Here is a 20,918-nt window from a genome sequence, read left to right as displayed (position 1 = left end):
GTCACGCGGTGGCGAACCGGGTCTCCGCCGTGCTGGTTGCCGCGAGGTGGCGACGGCGGCTCGGCATCAGCACAGTCGGGTGGGAGACACTCCAAGCCGCGCCCGCGCAGATGAATTCTTTGATGCGAGCGGCGGTCCGGCCCGTGATTACGGTGGGGGTGACCTGATCGTCAGGGGTCACGCGCTGCACGATGCCGTCGCGGCGTCCGAGGCTGACGCACTGGAGGACATAGCCGATCGGGGCCTCGGGAACCTTGCGACCGGTCAAGCGCGCGGCGAGGGCGTCGGCGGCCTGCCACGCCATCGGGCTGGCCGTGGCGCAGGCCATCCGCAGTGGCTTACCGCCCGCTCCTTCGGCGAACGCGGCGTCGCCGACGGCGTACACATCCGGATGCGAGATCGAGCGCATGGTGCCGTCGACGACGATCCGCCCGGTATCGGACACCTCCAGGGCGGTGGCCGCCGCGATCGGGTGCACGGTGAAACCCGCGGTCCATACGGTCACCTGCGCCGGGATCTCCCCCGCTGCCGCGGTGACCACACTGTTCGCTTCCACCCGCGTGATGTCCGCGTGCTCGTGGACCGTGATTCCCAGCCGGTCGAAGGTGCCGCGCAGGTGGCGCTGGGCCTTCTCGCTGAGCCAGTCGCCGACCCCGCCGCGGGCCGCGATCGCCACCGCGAGGTCGGGGTGGGCCTCGGCGATCTCGGTGGCCGCTTCGATACCGGTCAGGCCACCGCCGACGATCAGCACGGTCCCGCCCGGCGCCAACTCGTTCAGGCGCGTCCGCAGCCGCAGCGCGGCCTGCTTCCCCGCGACGTTGCAGGCGTACTCGGCGACACCGGGGACGCCGTGGTCGGCGACGGTGCTCCCGAGGGCGTACACGAGGGTGTCGTAGCCGAGGGTCTCGGCGCCGCTCTCGCCGGTGAGATCGACGGTCTTGCGGTCAACGTCGACCGCGGTGACCCACGCCGTCCTGACCTGCACGCCCGTGCCCGCGTAGACGTCGCGCAGCGCGCGGCGCGGCAGATCCTGCCCGCTCGCGAGCTGGTGCATACGCACCCGTTCGACGAATTCGGCGTCGCTGTTGACGAGGGTGATCTCGAAGTCGTCGCGGTGTAGTCGCTTGGCGAGGCGACCAGCGGCGGTCCCTCCGCCGTATCCGGCTCCGAGGACGACGATACGGTGCTTCATGGCGTGCTCCTCTCTGGGTTACGTTCACCTCCTGAACCGGACAGCCGCGCGATCCCTGACAGGGAAGCGGCGTGATGTGAGTCACCAGACCTGCGCAAGGGCGCGGTGCGGGCCCTCCGCCACCCACTGGCGCGTGATGCGGTCCAGTTTGTCTGGGTTGACCTGGATATGGATCGCCTCGACACCATCGGCGGTCGCGTCGAGGCAGGCGACGCCGACGACCCGACCGTCGACCTCGAACAACACAGCGGGAACGCCGTTGACGACGGCGGCGTAGGCGGCTGGACGGCCGCCGACGATCGCGCGCTTGGCCTCGGCCGGACGGAACAGGCCGCGCAGGTATCGCGCGATACCGAGCGCACCGACGATCGGGGTCTTGCGGGCCGTGACCCGGCCACCGCCGTCGGCGATGCTGACCGCGTCGTCGGTGAGCATCCGGATCAGCGGCTCGGTGTCGCCGCTGAGAGCCGCGGCGAGAAACTCCTCGACGAGCTTCCGCGCGGCGGCCGCGTCGACCTCGGTGCGGGACCGGCCGGTGCTGACATGCTGCTTGGCGCGCCGGTAGACCTGCTGGCAGTTCGACTCGGTCAGATCGAGGATCTCCGCGATCTCACGATGCGAGTGACCGAACGCCTCACGCAGCACGTACACCACGCGCTCGTTGGGCGACAGCCGCTCCATGAGGGTGAGCATCGCGAAGGAGACCGACTCGCGCTGCTCGACGGTGTCGGCTGGGCCGAGCATCGGATCGCCGGTCAGGACCGGTTCCGGAAGCCATTGCCCCACATACGTTTCCCGCTTCACCCGCGCCGAGGTGAGGTGATTGAGGCATACATTGGTGAGCACCTTCGTCAGCCACGCCTCGGGCGTCTCGATCCGTTCCCGGTCTGCCGCATGCCACCGCAGATACGTGTCCTGCACGGCGTCCTCGGCATCACCGGCCGACCCCAGCAACCGGTAGGCGATCGCCTCCAAGCGACCACGGCAGCCCTCGAACAGGTCGGCTTCACGCGTACTGAGTGGCATCGCCCCATACTCGGCCATGCGCACAGCCCATGTCCACCCGCCCCCGCCCGGCGCGCAGACCGTCGACAGCAAACAACCCGCAATGTCATGGAGCGCGGCTGGACGATCACCCTGTCGCGACTCCACGAGGTGCTCGACCTGGGCGGAACGTAGGGCCGCCGGGGTCGGACTCGAGGTCGGTGCACAGTGCGGTGAGCGCGGAGTGCAGGCCGTGCGCGAGCGCGGTGACGGTCGCGGGATCCCACAGTGGTGCGGCGTAGCGGATCTCGCCGTGGATGCCGTCCGGTTCGCCGTGCGGGCCGACGGTCTCTCCGAGTTGGATCAGCATCTCGAATTCGGCTCGCTGGGGTGGTAATTCGCGCAGTCGGACCTCGATGTCCCCGGCGCGGCCCGCCACCGGGATGTCGCGGAAGAAGGTGGTGACGATCTGAGGCAGCGGCCGGTCGGGTCCGGTGTGCGCGGTGATGGATCGCTCGAACGGATATCGCTTGTTCTCGTGGGCCTCCAGGACTCGATCGCGGATCTGAGTGATCAGCTGTCGAGCGGTCGGGGCGGCGGTGCGGTCGGTGCGGATGAGCACGATGTCGGCGGCGCAGCCGAGCATCGTGTCGAGTTCGGGGCGATCGCGTCCGCTCAGCGCCGTGCCGATGACCAGATCGGGCCCGGCGCCTAGGTCGGTGAGCGCGTACACGAGGGCCGTGTGCAGGACGGCGTAGGTGGTCGCACCGCAGCGGCGGGCTGTGTCCAGCACACCGGCGTGGGCGGCCGCGTCGAGGGTGAACGGCAGCGCCGCGGCCGGATATCCCTCGGCGGCCGCCCTCGGGTGGTCGACGGCCAACGGCGGGCTGTATTCCAATCCGGCGAGCGTGTCACGCCAGTACCGCGCTTGGTCGGACCGGTCGTCGGCGGGATCGCCGCCGTGGTCGCGCAGCCACCGGACGTAATCGGCGAACTGGACCGGAGGTGTCGGCCAGCTGGGCGCCGCCCCCTCCGCGCGTGCCAGGTAGGCGAATTCGAGTTCGCGCACCAGCAGCGCCAGCGACTCGGCGTCGCCCGCGCTGTGATGCAGCACCACGAGCAGGACATGATGGGCGGGCGTCAGCCGATACAGCCGCACCCGGATCGGTGCCTCGGTGAGCAGCGTGAAACCGCGGGCCATCTCCCGCTCCAGCGACCGGTTCAGGCCCTCGACGTCGGTGATCTCACGGTAGTCGATGGCGTCCGGATCGAATGCCGCGATCCGCTGGACCGGACCGGCAGCGGTGAAAGGCAGTGTGGTTCGCAGTATCTCGTGCCTGCGCACCACATCGCCGACCGCCGACCGCACGGCCGCGTGGTCGAGCGGCCCGATCAGGTCCACGGCGGCGGGCATCAAATAGTCGGCCGCGCCCTCGCTGAGATAGTTGACCGTCCACAGTCGCTGCTGGCTCGGCGCGAGCGGAATCGCGTCGTCCGGCGGGGAGGCGTTGCCGTCGCTCGCCCGATACGCGATGCCCACCGGTTCCCGGTCGACGGCACTGAGATCACCGCCGCGCTCGGCGATGCACCGTTCCAGCGCGGCGACGGAAGGTGCGTCGAGCAGGTCGCGCAGGCTCACGACGACGCCGAAGGTCCGGCTCGCCGACGCCGCGAGCCGGATGGCCGCCAGCGAGTTCCCGCCGATACGGAAGAAGTCGTCTGCCAGGCCGACCCGCTGCTGCCCGATGGCATCGGCGAAGAGCCCGGCCAGGATCTGCTGGCGCGGTGTCCGCGGCGGATCCGCGGCCGCCGAGGTGGGCATGGTCAGAGCTCGGCGGTCGATCTTGCCGTTGACGGTCAGCGGCAGCGCCGGAATCTGCACGATCACGGCGGGCAGCAGGTAGGCGGGCAGGACCCGTGCGAGCCGGGTCCGCATGACGGCGGTGTCGATCGGCTCGACGGCGACGACGTGGGCGACCAAGGTTTTGCCCGCCGCCATCCGATGCGCGGTGACGACCGCCGCGGTGACCCCGGGCATGGCGCGGATCGCGTGTTCGATCTCGCCGGGCTCCACGCGGATGCCGTTGACCTTGACCTGCCGGTCACCGCGGCCGAGGAACCGCAGCGTGCCGTCGGCGCCCCAGCTGCCTTGATCGCCGGTGCGATACATCCGTGATCCCGGTGCGCCGAAGGGATTGGCGGTGAACGCCGTCGCGGTGCGGCCGGGCATCCGGTGGTATCCCCGCGCCAGGCCCGCGCCGGTCAGATAGATTTCGCCGACCATGCCCGGCGGCACCGGGCGTAGCAACGCGTCGAGGACGACTATGTCGGTGTGGTCTACGGCTCGGCCCACCGGAATCGCCTCGTCGGGCAGCGGTCCGGTCGGAATCGAGTAGGCGGTGGCGTACGCGGTCGCCTCCACCGGCCCGTAGATGTTGACGATGGAGATGTCGGGCGCCGCCGCGCGCATCGCCCGCACGGTATCGGGAGCCAGGATGTCACCGGCGCTCGATACCGTGCGCAGCCGCGCGAGGCTTTCCGGTATGTCGTCGACCAGCACCTGAAACAGCCCGGCCGCCAACAGCATCGCCGTGACCTCCCCCTCCCGCAGGACGTGACGGAAGTCCTCGGCCCCGAGCCGGTCCGGTGTCGCGATCACCGCGGTGTGCCCCTGCAACAACGGCATCCAGAGTTCCCAGACGACCATGTCCCAGGCATACGGCGAATGCATCAACATCCGTGCGTATTCCGGGCCCGCGGCGATCCGGTCGATGGCGCGGGTCACCATCGCGCGGTGCGTGGCGAGCACGCCTTTCGGCGCGCCCGTCGACCCCGACGTGAACATCAGCCAGGCCGCCGCGTCGGCGGGCACCGAGTCGACCGGTGTGGTCAGGACCGGCCCATCGGACCGCGCGACGGCCCGCACCAACGCATTGTCGTCGAGGACGAGTTCGGCGCCGGTGTGTGCCAGCGTCCAGGCGACACGGTCGGGCGGATCCTGCTCGTGCAGCGGGACGCAGATCGCGCCGAGCCGCATCAGTGCCAGCGTCGCGACGACCAGCTCCGGGGTGCGCGGCAGCCGCACACCGACCGGTGTACCGAGGCGGACACTGTGCCGAGAAGCGAGATGGTAGGCGAATCGTTCGGCGCGGACCGCCAATTCGCGGTAGGTGATGTGCTCCCCCTCGTACCAGAGCGCATTGCGTTCGGGGAACCTGCGTGCGACCGAATGGAAGACCTCCGCGATACCGCGATCGGTGGCGCCCGTCGGATCCTCGTGCGGGCTGCGCGACGCGCCGACTGCGGGCGCCGACGCGAGCCGCCCGGCGGGTGTGTCCCCCGAGGCCGCGGCGACCTCGTTCATGGCGGTCAGGAAGCGGCCGTGCAGACTCGCCAGTGCCTCGGCATCGCACCGATCGGCGGTGGTGTCCATATCGATGCGCGGCGGACCGTCGCCGAGGTAGACGCCGATGCCGAAGGCCTCGGTGGATCCGGTGGATACCGGGATCAGTGTGGCGAGCACGTCGCCGAAGTGGATGTCCGGGGGAATCGGCAGGATGTTGAGCATCGGGCCGGTGATCCGGTGATCGCCGCCCGGTGAGGCGCCGTCGGCGAGCAGGTCGAATCGCCGATAGTGCTGGTGGCGCAGCACCGTTCGCAGCTCCGCCTGCGCCGCCCTGGCGAGCGCGCCGATGGACGCGCCGGGGTCGACCTCGAGTCGCAGACCGACGACGTTCGAGGTCATACCGAGCTCGCGCCAGGATCGTTTGGCAGGCACCGGCAGACCGAGGACCACGGTCCGCGCACCCGAGTCGGCGTGCAGCAAGAGCGCGATGGTCGCGGCCAGCAGAGCGGGCCAGCCGACGCCGAATCGGTCTGCGGCACCGAGGAATTCTCGCCATTCGTCGTCGCCCGGACGGCCGGAGTGCCGGAGGGGTCCGGACGCACCGGTTGCGACGGGCGGGTGGGCGAACATCGGAGCGTCGGGCAGCCCGGCCAACCGTCCGGACCAGAACGCGCGGTCGTCGGCGAACCGGCGCGAGGCGCGATACCGCTGATCCTGCTCGACGTACTCGGTGACGGTATCGGCGACGTCCGGCGCGGGTTCGCCGGCGAGCAACGCGGAGTAGGCGCGGGCCACCGCCCGGATGAAAGCCAGTGACGCGCCGCCGTCGAAGACGATGTGGTGGGCGCGGATGCCCCAGAGATGTCCCGCCGCACCGAGGTCGAGCAGATGGTGATCGAAGAGCGGTGCGACGTTCAGGTCGAAGGTGGGCGGCGCGGCGCGCAGATATGCGAGCGCCGCCGCAACGGGATCGGATTCGTCACCGAAATCGCCTCGGTGCAAAGACCATTCGGCACACTCCTCGACCACCTGCCGTGGTTCCGGGCCGCCGGTGTCGAGCCGGACGCGCAAGGTCTCTGCGGCGGCGACGACACCGCGCAGCGCGCGTTCGAACAGGCCGGGATCGATCCGGCCGCGCAGGTGGACGTAGCCGTCGACGAGATAGCGATGATCGGCTCCGTACAGGGTGGTGTAGGCCCAGATCTCCTGCTGCGCGACGGTCAGCGGGTAGTCGGTCCGGTGATCCGGCGTCTGCGTCATTTCACTCCGTTCGCGCCGTCGCCGGGCAGGGTCGCGAGCCGTTCGAGTTCGGCTTCCAGCCGGGTGATCACCCGGCGCGGCAGATCGTCGGCGAGCAGATCGCGGTGCCAGTTCAGTGCCACCGTCAGCTGTTCGCGCGGCCACACCGTTGCGGTGAGCGGGAACAGGGTGATCTCTCGCGACCGCAGGTCGGTCAGCACCAGGTCGCCCACCGTGATGGGGGTCGGCGCGATGTCGACCGGATACGACTCGAAGACCAGCAGTGTGTCGAACCAGCCACGCACAGGAACGCCTGCCGCGTCTTCGATCTCGGCAAGGCCGAGATGGTGATGGTCGAGCAGCGTCGCCTGTTCGGCTTGCACCGCGCGCAATCGCGCGCCGATCGGCTCGCCGCGACGACGGCGCACCCGCACCGGGACGGTGTTGATGAACGAGCCGACCATGGCGTCGACGCCCGGGATGCTCGCGGGCCGCCCGGAGACCACCGTGCCGAAGACGACATCGTCGTTTCCGGTGAGATCCCCCAGCACCGACGCCCACGCGTACTGCAAGACGGTGTTCAGCGTGACGCCGCAGGCGGCGGCGCAGCGGGACAGCGCGGCGGTCCGCGCGGCCGTCAGCGTCACGACGTGTTCGGCGTGGGACCGTGCCGGATCGCGCGGTGCGGCGCCCGGCGCGGCGACGAGGGTCGGCGCGGCGAGATCGTCCAGGGCATTCCGCCACGCCGCGGCGGCGGGTTCGCGGTCTTGCGCGGCCCGCCAGCGCAGGAAGGTGGCGAATCCGTCGTCCACGTCGCCGGGCACGTCTACACCGAGCGCGAAGGCGCTCAACAGGTTTCGCATCAGGATCGGCGCGGACCAGCCGTCGAGCAGGAGCCGATGGTTGGTCACCGACAGTACCCATCGGCGCTCCCCTGTCCTGATCAGCAGGAACCGAATGAGCGGCGGCGTCTCCAGGTCGAACGGGCGCACCTGTTCCTCGGCCAGGATGTCGTCCGGGTCTGTGCCGCGCTCGCGTAGGTCGACTTCCCTGACCTCTATCGGCGCCGTCTTGGTGATGAGCTGACGCCACTGGCCGCCACCGTCGCGGACGAAAGCGGCCCGCAGCGACGAGTGCCGGTCGACGACGTACTGGGCGGCGGCGCGCAACCGTGCGAGATCGGGGATTCCCGTGCAGGTCAGCACCACCTGGAGGGTGTGGATCTCCGAGGCGCCGGGGGCCGAAGGTGCGAGTGCGGCGAACTTCTCCTGAATCGGTGTGAGGGCTCGGATATCGCACAACCGGCCGTAGCGGCGCTCCCACCGGTCGATTTCGGACTGGCGCAGACCGGCGGGCGCGAAATCCGAGGGTGTCCACCCGCCCGCTGCGGGATCGGTCGCGTGCCACGCGAGGGCGCGCAGGACCGTCCCGAACAGATCGGCGAAGGCGCGGACGCGGTCGGGCCCGATCAGGCCGCCGGGGAAGGAGAAGCCCGCCGTGAGCCGATCGCCGATCACCGCGGTGTCGATCGCGAGGGACGTGTCGGCGGGCAGTCCGGAGTCGACCGGATGCGGCGTGTTCGTGAGCGTGGCGGGCAGCCACGGGCCGTTCGCCGCGGAGATCGCGCCCAAGTAGGTGAAGGACAGTTGCGTGGTCTCGGCGGGCAGGTCGGCGCCCGCGCCGAAGTAGCGAAGCAGTCCGTAGCCGATCCCACCACCGGGCACCGAAAGCAGTTGTTCCTTCACGGTTTTCACCGCATCGGCGAGGGCTGGTCCGCCCTCGATCGCGTCCGCGGTGTCGATTCCGTCCAGATCGAAGCGGCACGGGAAGGCCGCGGTGAACCAGCCGACCGTGCGTGAGAGATCGGCGCCTGGCACGAGATCGGTGTGCCTGCCGTGGGATTCCATCCGGATGGGGACCACCGAGCCGTGATCACCACGCCACGCGACCATCGCGAGGGTCACCGCGGTCAGCAGGATGGTGTTGGTGTCCGTGCCGTAGCGCGGCGGCAATTCTGACACGACGGCGGAGGTCGTCGCCTCGTCGAATTCGAGGGAGATGCGACGCAGCGTGGACGACACATCGATGCGCGGGTCGAGCGGACGATCGGTGAACAGCGGATCCGGCCCGCGCAGCAGCGCTCGCCACTGGTCGGCTTCGGCGAGATGCTGTGCATCGTCCGCCTTTTCGCGCAGCGCGTGCGCCCACCGCCGCGCGGAGGTGCCCCCGGCGGGCAGGCGCGGCGACCGGCCCGACTCCACCTGTGCCCACGCCGCGACGAAGTCCGGGATCAGGATGCGCCAGGACACGCCGTCCACCGCGATGTGGTGGATCACCACAACGAGGAGTCCACCGCGTTCTCCCGCACCACGATCGAGCCAGACACAGTGCAGCACAGCACCGTTCGCCGGATCGAGGCGGCCGATCGCGGTGTCCGTCTCGCGCGCGAGGGTCGCCGCCACTTCGGCGTCGTCGGCGGCCGAGATGTCGACGCGGCTCAGTACCGAAGCCGGGTCGAACGATTCGGGGGCGTCGGCGAACAGCCGCCACTCGCCGCCTGCGTCGCGGTACAGCCGTGCACGCAGCATGTCGTGCTGTTCGGCCACTGCCCTGAGCACGCGCCGCAGCGTTGTCGCGGTGATGCCCGCGGGCAGGTCCAGCACCATGTGCTGGGCGTACCGGTCGAACGGCACACCGCCGGATTCGGCGCGCTCGATCAGCGAGAGCACGGCCGGATTCGGCGGCATCTCCCCCACACCGGCACCCGGAAGTTCGGCGAGTACCCGCCGTTCGGGCGCTCCGGTGGTGGCGATCGAGGCCAGTCCGGCGACCGTGCGCTGTTCGAAGACCTGCGCGGGGGTGAAGTACACGCCCCGCGACTTCGCGCGGGAGACAAGGAGAATCGACATGACGCTGTCGCCGCCCATGGCGAAGAACGATTCGTCGGTGCCGACGCGCTCCCGGCCGAGCACCTGCGCGAACACTTCGGCCACGGTCTGCTCCACCGGTGTCGACGGCGCACGATACGGCGTGTGCCGCGGCGCCGGTTCGGGCAGCGCCGCCCGGTCCACCTTGCCCGCCGCCGTGGCGGGGAACGCGTCGAGCACGACGATGTCGTCGGGGATCATGGCCGCGGGCAACGCACCGGACAATTCCGTGCGCAGTGCGTCGCCGGTGCAGGTGCAGGTGGCTCCGGCTACCGGGACAACGTAGCCGAGGAGCCTGCCGTCGGGACGCAGCGTCGCGACCGCTTGGGCGACCGTGGCGCACGCCGACAGCGCGGCCTCCACCTCGCCGAGTTCGATGCGCACGCCGTGGCGTTTGACCTGAAAATCGGCTCTGCCCTGGTATTCCAGCAGTTCGGTCGCAGCATTCCAGCGCACGATGTCGCCGGTGCGGTACAGCCGCTCGCCGGGCTCGAAGGGGTCGGCGACGAAGCGATCGGCCGTGCGGGCGGGATCGCCCTGATAGCACCGCGCCAGTTGCGCGCCCGCTAGATACAGTTCTCCCGGCAAGCCATCGGGCACCGGGCGCAGCCGGGAGTCGAGCACGTATGCCCGGGTGTCGGACGCGACCGAGCCGATCGGGATCGCCGCCGAATCCCGCACGCTCACCGGATATCCCGTGACGGCGCCGGTGGCCTCGGTCGGCCCGTAGAGGTTGTGCAGGCGCGCGGGAGTGGCCGCGCCGAACCGGTGTGCGAGTGCGGGCGTGAGGGTTTCGCCGATGGTCAGCACGCGACGAACGCAGGCCGGGAAGCCGGAGACCACGTTGAGATGGTTGCTCAGGGTCGAGGGCACGAATTGGAGGGTGGTCACCGCGTGCGCGGCGATCACCCTGGTCAGTTCGGCCGGATCGGTGTGTGCGGACGGCGGAGCGATGGCCAGCTTCGCCCCGATACTCATGGGCCAGAACAGCTCCCAGAGGGAGACGTCGAAGGTGACCGGCGTCTTCTGCAGGACGGTGTCGGTCTCGTCGAGGTCGAGGTGCTCGGTCATCCACCCCAGGTGCGCCACCACCGCCGCGTGCGGCACGGCGACGCCTTTGGGCACGCCGGTCGAGCCGGAGGTGAACATCAGATAGGCGAGATGGCCGGGTCGCAGTGGAGCGCGTCGCTCGGCATCGCGCACCGGGGTGCCGTCGTCTTCCTCGTCACCCGCTTCGTCGAGGTAGGCGACGGGTGCTGTCGCGCTGGCGAATCCGTCGGCCCGCGTGCTCAGCACCAGCAGCGGCCGAGCCACCGTCAGGATGCGCTCGAGCCGTTCGGCCGGGTGACCGGGTTCCAGCGGCAGATAGGCGCCGCCCGCCTTCAGCACGGCGTACACCGCGACGATGGCTTCGACCGAACGCGCCATCGCCACACCCACCACGGTGTCGGGGCCTACGCCGCGACGGATCAGGCTGCGCGCCAAACGATTCGCGCGGGCATCGAGCTCACCGTAGGTGACCTGCTCCGCGCCGTGCACCAGCGCGATCGCCTCGGGTGACCGGCGCGCGAAGGACTCGAAACCGGTCAGCGTGGTGGCATGGGGGTCGCGGTCGCGTGTCGGGCCGCCACGGCGCAGGATGCGCGCGCGTTCCTCGTCGGTGGTGAGGTCGAAGCTGCCCACCGGTTCGGCGGGCTCGGCGACCAGCCGGGTGAAACTCCTTGTGAACACCGGCAATTCGGCCTCGGGAACGCCGATCTGCCAGCCGTCCTCGTGGTGAACGACGGTCGGGCACTCCCCCTCCGCGGCTGCGGCTTCACGCTGCCGCAGCAGCGATCCGACCTGTGCCGTGACGGCGCGGAAGTTGTCCCGCGCCCCGACCGTCACACGGATCTCGATGTCCTGCGTCCCGGACCGGTAGCCGACGACTACCTCGGCCGCGCCCGTGCGGCGATGCGTGTAGACCGCCAGCCCGGCCAGCACGACCGCCGCTGTCCCGCCCCCGCTGCGCCGCGCCAGCGCACCGAGTCCCGGCGTCTGCTCCAGCGCGTACTCGGACTCGCTCGCCTCACGGGTACGCATGGAATCCCCGTCCCGACTTGCGGCCCAGATGGCCGTCCCTGACCAGGCCCGCCAGCGCGTCCGGCACGCGGTAGTGGCCGTCGCCGGTGGCGTCCCGCAGGACGGCGAGGGTGTCGGCCACATTGTCGAGGCCGATCAGATCCGCGGTGCGCAACGGCCCCATCCGATGCCCCAGACAGCCCTCGAACAAGGCGTCCACCGTGGCGGCGTCGGTGCCGGATTCGGTGATCGCGGCGGCCTCGGCGATGGCGAGCATGAGCACCCGGTTGATGACGAATCCGGGACCGTCACCCACCACGATGCCGCGCTTGCCGAGTGCGGCGAGGAAATCGAGTGCGGTGGTGAGGGTGTCGGGCGCGGTCTGCGCGGTGGTGATCACCTCCACGGCTTCGGTCAGCGGCGCGGGATTCATGAAATGCAGCCCGAGCATGCGCTCCGGCCTGCCGGTGTGTGCGGCCAGATCCGCGATGGGGATGGCGGAGGTGCCGGAGGCGAAGACGGCCGACGGCGGGCACGTCCGGTCGAGTTCGGCGAACACGGCGTACTTGAGTTCGACTCGCTCGGTGACGGATTCGATGACGAAGGTGGTGTCGCCCAGATCCTCGATGCGCTCCGACCACCGGATGCGGTCGCTGATCTCGGTGAGCTCACCGGAGCGCGGACCCCGGCCGAGCAGCACGCTCGAACGCAGCGTCGCGCGGATGCTCCGTCGCGCCCGCTCGGCGGCCGCGGGGTCGGGATCGATCACGGTCACGGACATGCCAGCTTCGGCCGCGCACTGGGCGATGCCCGCGCCCATGGTGCCCGCGCCGACCACGCCGACCCGGTGCTGTGCGGTCACGGGTGGATCTCCTTTTCCTCGACGAATGATTCGATGCCCGTGACGGTGTCGTGCACCGGCTCGTCCGGTCTGTCGAGCGCGGCCGCCGCGAGCGCGACGAGTTCGTCCGTGATGGCCTCGGCCGAGGACCGGTCGAACAGTTCGGTCGCGTAGTGCAGGTGCAGCGCTGCGGGGTGCCGCGTCCACGAGAGGGCGAGTTCGGGCGCGGTGTCCCATGGCGGAAGCGCCGAGTCCGGCGTGCGGCCGACGTACCGCAGGGGCGCTGTGCCTGCTCCCGTTGCCGATTCGGGCGGGTTGTCGCGCAGTCTTCGCCATGTCGTGTCCGGGCGAATCGTCACGATGCCGTCCCGATGCTCGCCCTCGGGAGAGTCGGGCAGGCCGATACGCAATCGATCGCCACCGCTGTACCAGCCGAGCAGCACTACGTAGGCGTCGAACAGTGCGGCGTCGACCAGCGCATCGAACTGGTCGGTGTCGAGAGGAGCGGCATCGAGCGGGGCGTCGAGCACTGCGGCATCGCGCGCAGCAGCACCGAGCCGTTCCAGATCGATTGCACGCGTGATCGTTTCGTGGTGGTAACTCGAGGTACCGGTCCGCGGACGGTCGGTGGGGATCGACTCCGTCGCATCCGCGCCCCACTGCGCTCCGGCGATCAACGCCGCGACCGGTGGCGCGCCGGTGTCCGCCACCATCGCCGCCAGGATCTCCAGGAAGGCGTCGCCGATCGCGGCCACCGTCTGCGCGGTGAACAACTCGGTACTGAATTCGAGGCACGCGCCGATATCGCGCGGGACGTCGTCGGTGTATTCGAAGGTCACCAGCGTGAGGTCGAATTTCGCGGTGCCGGTGGGCAATCCGCCGAATTCGTTGCCCGCGGCGTGATCGAGATCGAACAGTTCCGCGCCCGCCTCGTCGATCCGCTCCATCGGTGGCGTGACCTGGTGAATGTAGAGCACATCGAACAGCGGGGTCCGCGACAGGTCGCGCTGTCGCACCAGGGCGTTGACCACGCGGTCGAACGGGATCTCCTGGTGTTCGAGCGCACCGAAGATGACCGAGCGCACCCGGGTCAGCAGGTCGGGCAGCGCAGTATCGCCGCTGAAGTCGGTGCGCAGGGCGACCGTGCTGTTGAAATATCCGATCAGATCCTGGAATTCGCGTCTGCCGCGTCCGGTGGTCGGCGTGCCGACGACGATGTCGCGCTGTCCGCTGTATCGCGCGAGGGTCAGATAGAACGCGCTGAGCAGGACGACGAACAGCGAGACCGATTCGCGGCCCGCCAGCGCCCGCAGGTCGGTGAGCAGCGCCGCCGGGATGGTGAACGGATGCAGGTCGCCGACGTAGGTTTTGCGAGCGGGTCGCGGGAAATCCGTGGGCAGCCGCAGCGGCGGGGCGTCGGCGAGAGTGTCACGCCAGTAGTCGAGTTCGTGGTCGAGCGCCGAACTCGCCAGCAGCGCGCGATGCCAGGCCGCGTAGTCGCGGTAGCGGATGGGCAGCGCGGGCAGGCGGTGCGGCCGGCCTTCGCGCCGTGCGGCGTACAGTTCCGGCAGTTCGCGACCGAGGATCACCGGTGTCGCACCGTCGGTGACGGCGTGATGGCAGGTCAATTGCAGGACGTGGGTATCGGGTCCCACGGTGATGACCAATACCCGCAGCAGGGCGTCCTCGGCCAGGTCGAACGGTTCCTTGGCGGCGGCGTGCACGAGGGCGCGGGCCGCGGCGAGCGGATCGGGTTCGGCCGAGACGTCGACGCGGCGGAAGTAGTCGTCCAGCCGATCGCGGATGCGCAGCACCGCGACGCCGTCCACTTCGGCGAAGTTGTACCGCAGGGTCTCGTGACGCTGGACGAGATCGTTGAAGGTGCCGTGCAGCGCCTCCAGGTCGATCGGTCCGCGCAACAGCTGCACGACCGGGTAGTTGTACAGCGTCGTGTGCGGATCGAACTGGTGGTGGAACCACATGCGTTCCTGCCCCGAGGACATGACCGGTTCGTCGTGGGCGACCAGCGCCGGAACAGGCGCGCGCTCGGCGCTGCCGACGCGCCCGCCTGCGAGAAGTTCCGCGAAATCGGCCACGCGCGGGCGCTCGTACACATCCAGCAGTTTCGGCCGGAAACCGTAGGTCTCCTCGATCCGGTCCACCAGCTGGACCGCGATCAGCGAATTGCCGCCGAGAGCGAAATAGTCGGCGTCCTCGGCGATCTCGTCGTCGGTGTACAGCAGCTCGGCGAGAGTGCGGCGCAGCCACTCCACCGGATCGGAGTGGTCCGGCGGTGCGGCGGGCGCGGCGGCCCGCGCGGGTGCGGGCGCGGTGGTGCGGGGCAGGTCGACCCAGCAGCGTGATTCGAACATCGGATGCCCCGGCAGACGGACCCGTCGAGCATCGACGGGCGCAATGGCGGTCCAGTCGAGGTCGACGCCGTATTCGTAGAGCTGGCCCAGCAGTTCGTCCAGATCGGCGGTATCGGTTGTGGCGGAGACGATCTCGGCCTCGGGAACAGCCTCGGCGACGAGCGCGCCCAGCCTGCCGTCCCGGCTCGGTTCCACGAACACCACCGGACCGTCGGCCATGAGGGTTCGCACGGCGCCGAGCAGTCGGTCGCGGTCGATCGTGGGTGGTGTGTCGGCGAGTTCGTCCGGGTCGACCCGGTCCCGGGAGCCGAGCAAATACCGGGCGGCGAATCGGGACGATCCCGCGCTCAGCAGCGCCGCGAGCGGGATGCCGCAGGCGGTGAGCCGCTCGTGCACAGCGAGCTGCCCGGCGAGCACCCTCGCTGTCGTACCCGTGGCGGGCAACTGGTCGGGCAATTCGGTGCGCTGCGCGGCCGCCGACGCTGCGGAACCGACCGGGATGGCGTCGGGAGACAACAGCAGCACCACGCGCGGCACGGTCGGTGTGCGATGGACGCCCACCGCTGCCTTGTCCAGCGTATCGGCGAGTTCCGCTGTGTCGGAGGCGATCACGGCGGCACGGTAGGCGTAGTGGTCGCGGCCGAGCGTAAGCGTGGCGGCCACCTCGTCCAGCGATGCGGAGGTGGTGCGCACCGCCTCGGCGAGCCGGATGCACAGCTCGCTCAGCGCCTCGGGGGTCCGCGCGGAGACACCGATCAACCGGGCGCGGTGTGACGGCGGTGCGGCGGGGACCGGCGGGGCCTGCGACACCACGCAGTGCGCGATGCTGCCACCCAGGCTGAACGAGCTGACTCCGGCGGCGCGCACCGCATCACCGGTCCACGAACGGCTCTCGGTGAGCACCTCGATACCGGCGGCCGCCAGATCGAATCCGCCCGTCGCACGGGTGAAGTGCAGTGACGGATACAGCTGCGCCTCCGACACGCTCAGCACCGCCTTCACCAGACCCGCGATGCCCGAGGCGTGGTCGAGATGACCGATGTTCGTCTTCACCGAGCCGATCGGCAGCCCGGGACCGTCGCCGAAGACGGTGGTGATCGACTCCAGTTCCACCGCGTCACCGAGCCGGGTGCCCGACCCGTGGGTTTCGAGGTAGCCTGCCGCGCGCGGGTCGAGTCCGGCCGTTTCCCACGCTTTCCTGATCACGGCGCTCTGGGCGGTGGCGCTCGGTGTGCTGATGGTGGCGGCGGCCGCTCCGTTGTGCCGGGTCGCGCTGCCGCGGATCACCGCGTGGATTGGAGCGCCGTCGGCCAGCGCCCGGCCCACCGTGGTGAGCAGCAGTATCGCACCACCCTCCCCGTTCACGGTGCCGTCGGCGTCGGCGTCGAAGGCGCGGCAGACGCCGCTGGGCGACATGATCTCGGAGAAGGTCGACCCACCCCAGGACGGGGAGCCGTGCACCCGCACGGTCACACCTCCGGCCAGCGCGTAATCGGCGTCGCCGCTGCGTAATTCGCGGCATGCCTGATGTACCGCGACGAGTGCGCTGTTGCATCCGCTGTCGACGCCGAAGCAGGCGCCGGTGAACCCGAACCGATGCGCGATCCGCGCCGGGCCCGCGAAGGTGGCGTTGCCGAGCAGACTCAACGGACCCGGGTCCACCGCGGCGGAGTGATAGCTCGATTGCGCGGCACTCAGCGCGACGGCGGTGACCGAGCGGGCCAGCCGGTCGGTGGTGTATCCGGCGTCCTCGATCGCGCGCTGGGCCAGCACGAGGGCGAGCCGCTGCTGCGGATCCATGACGCTCGCCTCCCTGCGGGAGAGGTCGAAGAAGCGGTAGTCGAAGCCGTCGATCTCGGCGAGGTGCCCCATGGGCAGGTAGGTGACGGTGTCGTCCAGGCCGGTGGCCGCGATCCGTCCTGGCGGCATCGGTCCCACCGAATCGCGCCCGGCGGCCAGGTTGGCCCGGAATTCCGCGAGGTCGGCGGCCTCCGGGAAACGCGCGCCGATGCCGACGATCGCGATGTCGGTGTTCCGCGCGAAGGCGAGGTCAGGGGTGCCGGGGTCCGGCAAGGTGTGCTCCTGAGGGGTCACAGCTCGAAGGCTCGAGTGGAGACGGGTACGGAAGATTCGATGGACTCCGCGGCGATGGTTGCGCCCGCAGCGAGAGCGTCGGCCTGGTCGCGGACGGTGCGCAGGTCGAACAGCTGACCGACGCGAACCGCGCCCGGCCGCCACTGCTCCATCAGCAGATGCAGCACGACTACCCGGTGCGAGTTGCCGCCGACCTCGAAGAACGACTCGTCGAGGTCGAAATCGTTGTGTTCGAGTGCGGCGGACCATATTTCGGCGATCTCGCGCTGTTCGGGCGTCCAGTCGTGGCGCGAGGGACCCGGCAGCGGCGGGTCGTCTGCCCGAGCCAGCAGGATGGCCTCGTCGAGTTTGCCCGCCGCGGCGATCGGAATCGTGTCGATCGGCACGAACCGGCTCGGCACCTCCATCGGCGACAGCCGTTCGGCGCAGTGCCGAGCCAGCTCACGGCGTCCGGGTGGTGCGGTGGCGTCGGCGGGCACGATGAATGCGACGAGTTCATCGATGTCGTCGCGGCCGGTGCGGATCACCGTCACCGCGTGTGCGACCCCGGGATGGGTCTCCAGCACCGCCTCCACCGCCTGGCGTTCCACCCGTGCGCCGCGGATCTGCACCTGCCCGTCGGCGCGGCCGAGGAAGTCGATGTCGCCCGCGGCGGTGAGCCGCGCGAGATCGCCGGTGCGATACATCCGCGCGCCGGGTTCGACGGCGAACGGGTCGGCGACGAAACGGGTGGCTGTGAGCCCGGGACGGGCGGCGTAGCCGAGGGTGATCTGGTCACCGCCGAGATACAGTTCGCCTGTGCCGCCGTCGATTACGGCTGTCAGCTGCGGTCCGAGCACCTGCGCCGTATTGCCCGGCAGCGGTGTACCGATCGGCACCACCGCGGTCTCGGTGACGACGTGCCACACGCAGGTCACGGTCGCCTCGGTGGGGCCGTACTCGTTCATCAGCACGGTGTCCGGGAGCAGGTCGCGGTGCCGCGTGGCCAATGACGCGGACAGCGCCTCCCCGGCGAGGGCGACCACCGTCGGCGGGGTGGGCGACCCAGCTAGCCGGGGCAGCAGCAGCCGGTAGTAGGACGGCGTGGCGATGAGATGACTGACCCGGTGCCGATCCGCGAGAGCGCCGACCGCGGCCGCGTCGGGGAGTTCCCGATGGGTCGGCACCACCACGGTGCCGCCCCGGGTGAGCGCCCACGGACTGAACAGCAGTGCGGCGTCCGCGGTGAGCGGACAGGTCGACAGGGTGACCAATTCGCCGTCGGTGCACGGATAGTCGCGTCCGGAGATCATCGCCGCGAGATTGCCGCGGCTGACCACGACGGCCTTGGGGGCGCCGGTCGATCCGGAGGTGGTGATCACGTAGGCGGGCGCTGACGCTGGTGGCGGTGCGGGCAGCGGGCCGATCGGTGAGGTCGTGCCCAGCGCGACCAGAGCGGGTCGGTTCGCCGCGGGCGCGAGCAGCGTTTGCACGTCGTCGATCGACGTCCGCGGTGCGTGCTCGTCGAAAACGACTGCCGTGCAGGGTATGTCGTCGATCAGTGCACTTAGCTGCGCCCCGGCCCGCCCGGGTTCGATCAGGCACCAGGCCGCTCCGGCGCGCAGCGCGGCCAGCATCGCCACGACCGTCCACGCGTCCTGCCGCAAAAGACACAGCACCACCTCGCCGGGACGCACCCCGGCCCCGACAAGTCTCCCGGCGAGATCCGCTGTGCGGGTGTCGAGTTCGCGATAGGTGAGGGTGTCGTCGCCGGAAATCAGCGCGATCCGGTCCGGGAACTGCTCGGCTCGGCGCAGCAGACCGGTGATCAGATCCCCCGGCGGTGTCGGCGCATCAGCCGACCGCACGAGCACATGGGCGGTGTTCGGCACTGCGGTCCGCCCGTCGTGTCCGAGCAGCACGATGTCCGAACCCGGTTCCAGCACGGCGAATCCGGCGAAGCGCAGCGTGACGAGCATGACCCGGTTGACCTCGGTCGGCACGAACTCCGCGACGCAGCGCTGTCCGCGTGCGCTCGCGCGGTCGATCAGATGTGCCAGCAGCGCGCCGCCGACCCCGCGCGACATCACCCGGCAGGACATGAGCATCAGCAGCAGTACCGAATCCGTGCCACGGATCTCAGTGACCGTGAGCCCGATCGCGCCGTACTCACCGAACCGGTCCCGCAGGGTCGCGATCAGCACCTCGTGGGTGGCGGAGGCGCTCAGCGCGCGCAACTGCTCGATGTCGAAGGTGCGGCCGGTGGTGTTGAGCTGATGCGTGCGCACCGTGAGTTCGTGCGCGCGTTCGAGATCCGCCTCGCGCGCCCGTCGCACGGTCAGTACCAGCCCGAGTTCGAGCAGGAATTCTGTGTTCGATCCGGCGAAGGACTGCGCGCTGGTACGTCGAAGCGCTTCGGCGCGATAGCGTTTCCTGCGTTCGCGCGCATCCCCGGTGACCACCGCCGGGCTGAACTCCGCCAGATCCGGCAGTCCCGCCAGATCCTCGGCGGCATAGCAGCGGACCTGCGGCAACGCGGCGGACACCTCGGCGCGTTCGACCGGATCGTTGTCGACGAAGGCGATGGAGTCCAGCCCGATGTTCAGCGTCTCCGCGATCCTGTGCACCGCTTCGGATTTGGCATCCCAGCCGATCTGCGTCGCACAGAACATCTCATCCAGGCCGTGCGCCGACAGGTGCGCCAGCGCCGGAGCAGGCTCGCCGCGGCTGGCGACCGCGTGCACGATGCCGCGTTCGTCGAGCAGCCGCAGCGCCCTGCGGGCTTCCGGATGCGGCGCGCCGGCATCGCCCTCCAGCACGACGCCGTCCCACAGGGTGTCGTCCAGATCCCAGACCAGACATTTCACGACCGCGTTCACGACAGCGTCCCTTCGAGATCGCGGTCCGGCAGCCGCCGCAGCAGGCTGGTGCTCCATGCCGCAACCGGGCTGCTGTTCAGCAGCAGAACATGATCCCCTGGCGCGCGAGTCTGCGCCGCGAGGTCGAGGTTGACGAGCATATCCACCGATCCGAGGTGCCCGAACGCGGCGAGATTGCGGTGACAGGCCGGATCGATGCCTATGCCGAGCGCCTCCTCCCAGAAAGCGAACGCACCGGCCGAAAGATTCTGCATCAGGACCGAACCCATGTCGTCGAGCCGTAATCCGTTGCGGGACAGCACCTCGGTGTTCAGCGCCGTGAGACGTTTGCGGCTCTCGACCGCGAGCCGGAAGCTGTAGGCGGCCTCGTCGGCGCAGGTCTCACGCCACTGCCGCCACGGCACGTCGCGGTAGTCGATCCGGAACAGGTCCGCGTAGCGGCCGTCGCTGCGCACCTGATGATCGACCAGCTGGTACCGGCCGCCGCGACCGGTGGAGAGCAGCACGGCCGCAGCTCCGTCGCCCAGGACCGTCATCGGCGCGCGGTAGCGGAATCGCGTCGGCGCGGTCGCCGCGGCCACGACGAGCACTGTGCGGCACCGTTCGTCGCCGCGGAGCAGTGCCGCCGCCAGCGTGAACGCGGCCGAGATCGACACGCACCCGAGCTCGCCGACCCCGGCGACGAACGCGCGATCCGCGCCGAGCCGCTGCTGAAGACGGGTGGCCTCGGAGGCGAGCAGGTAACGCGGTGCGCGCCCGCCGACGACCAGCATGGCGTCGAGTTCCTCGGCCGCCAACCCCGCGCGATCGAGAGCGTCGCGCGCCGCCTCGGCGGCGAGGTCGTGCTCGGCGTCGTCCTCGGCGCAGCGCACGCCATCGATGCCGAGGGACAGTGCGTGCGCACGTCGAGCGGGCGGCAGTTCCGACAGCTCGGCGAGATCGGCTACCGCGACGGAGGATTCGGGAAACGCGGTCGACACCGGACCGACGCAGATCGAGGACAT

At 70.2% G+C, this 20,918-nt stretch carries 8 protein-coding genes; all 8 read right to left on the bottom strand.

Annotated features, from left to right (window positions below; genetic code table 11):
- Position 1: 1 nt before the first annotated feature.
- The 8 genes from NL1_RS03285 to NL1_RS03250 all read right to left on the bottom strand — a co-directional run bounded on the left by NL1_RS03285 (position 2) and on the right by NL1_RS03250 (position 20,918).
- Positions 2–1,192 carry an NAD(P)/FAD-dependent oxidoreductase gene (locus NL1_RS03285; RefSeq protein WP_067834127.1) on the bottom strand — a complete coding sequence of 397 codons (1,191 nt, stop codon included), beginning with the start codon at positions 1,190–1,192 and terminating at the stop codon, positions 2–4.
- An 81-nt stretch (positions 1,193–1,273) separates the two neighbouring features.
- Positions 1,274–2,218 carry an RNA polymerase sigma-70 factor gene (locus NL1_RS03280; protein WP_084510267.1) on the bottom strand — a complete coding sequence of 315 codons (945 nt, stop codon included), beginning with the start codon at positions 2,216–2,218 and terminating at the stop codon, positions 1,274–1,276.
- A 106-nt stretch (positions 2,219–2,324) separates the two neighbouring features.
- The gene (locus NL1_RS03275; RefSeq protein ID WP_067834125.1) at positions 2,325–6,782 is read right to left on the bottom strand and encodes a non-ribosomal peptide synthetase; all 4,458 of its coding nucleotides are present in this window, start codon (positions 6,780–6,782) and stop codon (positions 2,325–2,327) included.
- Entirely contained in the window at positions 6,779–11,770 is a 4,992-nt protein-coding gene (locus NL1_RS03270) for a non-ribosomal peptide synthetase (protein WP_067834123.1), read from the bottom strand. The genes NL1_RS03275 and NL1_RS03270 overlap by 4 nt, the downstream gene beginning before the upstream one ends.
- Complete coding sequence (locus NL1_RS03265) at positions 11,757–12,611, bottom strand: 3-hydroxyacyl-CoA dehydrogenase family protein (RefSeq protein WP_169813571.1); 855 nt, start codon at positions 12,609–12,611, stop codon at positions 11,757–11,759. The genes NL1_RS03270 and NL1_RS03265 overlap by 14 nt, the downstream gene beginning before the upstream one ends.
- Positions 12,608–17,056 carry a condensation domain-containing protein gene (locus NL1_RS03260; RefSeq protein WP_245673068.1) on the bottom strand — a complete coding sequence of 1,483 codons (4,449 nt, stop codon included), beginning with the start codon at positions 17,054–17,056 and terminating at the stop codon, positions 12,608–12,610. The genes NL1_RS03265 and NL1_RS03260 overlap by 4 nt, the downstream gene beginning before the upstream one ends.
- Positions 17,053–19,914: an HAD-IIIC family phosphatase gene (locus NL1_RS39230; protein WP_245673067.1), complete on the bottom strand. Its 2,862-nt coding sequence runs from the start codon at positions 19,912–19,914 to the stop codon at positions 17,053–17,055. Before NL1_RS39230 ends, NL1_RS03260 begins: the two co-directional genes overlap by 4 nt.
- The gene (locus NL1_RS03250; RefSeq protein WP_067834174.1) at positions 19,911–20,918 is read right to left on the bottom strand and encodes a 3-oxoacyl-ACP synthase; all 1,008 of its coding nucleotides are present in this window, start codon (positions 20,916–20,918) and stop codon (positions 19,911–19,913) included. The genes NL1_RS39230 and NL1_RS03250 overlap by 4 nt, the downstream gene beginning before the upstream one ends.

The organism is Nocardia lijiangensis NBRC 108240, assembly GCF_001613045.1.
Taxonomy (GTDB): Bacteria; Actinomycetota; Actinomycetes; order Mycobacteriales; family Mycobacteriaceae; genus Nocardia; species Nocardia lijiangensis.
The sequence above is the reverse complement of the archived record's forward strand: the minus strand, read 5'-3'. Positions and strand labels throughout refer to the sequence as shown.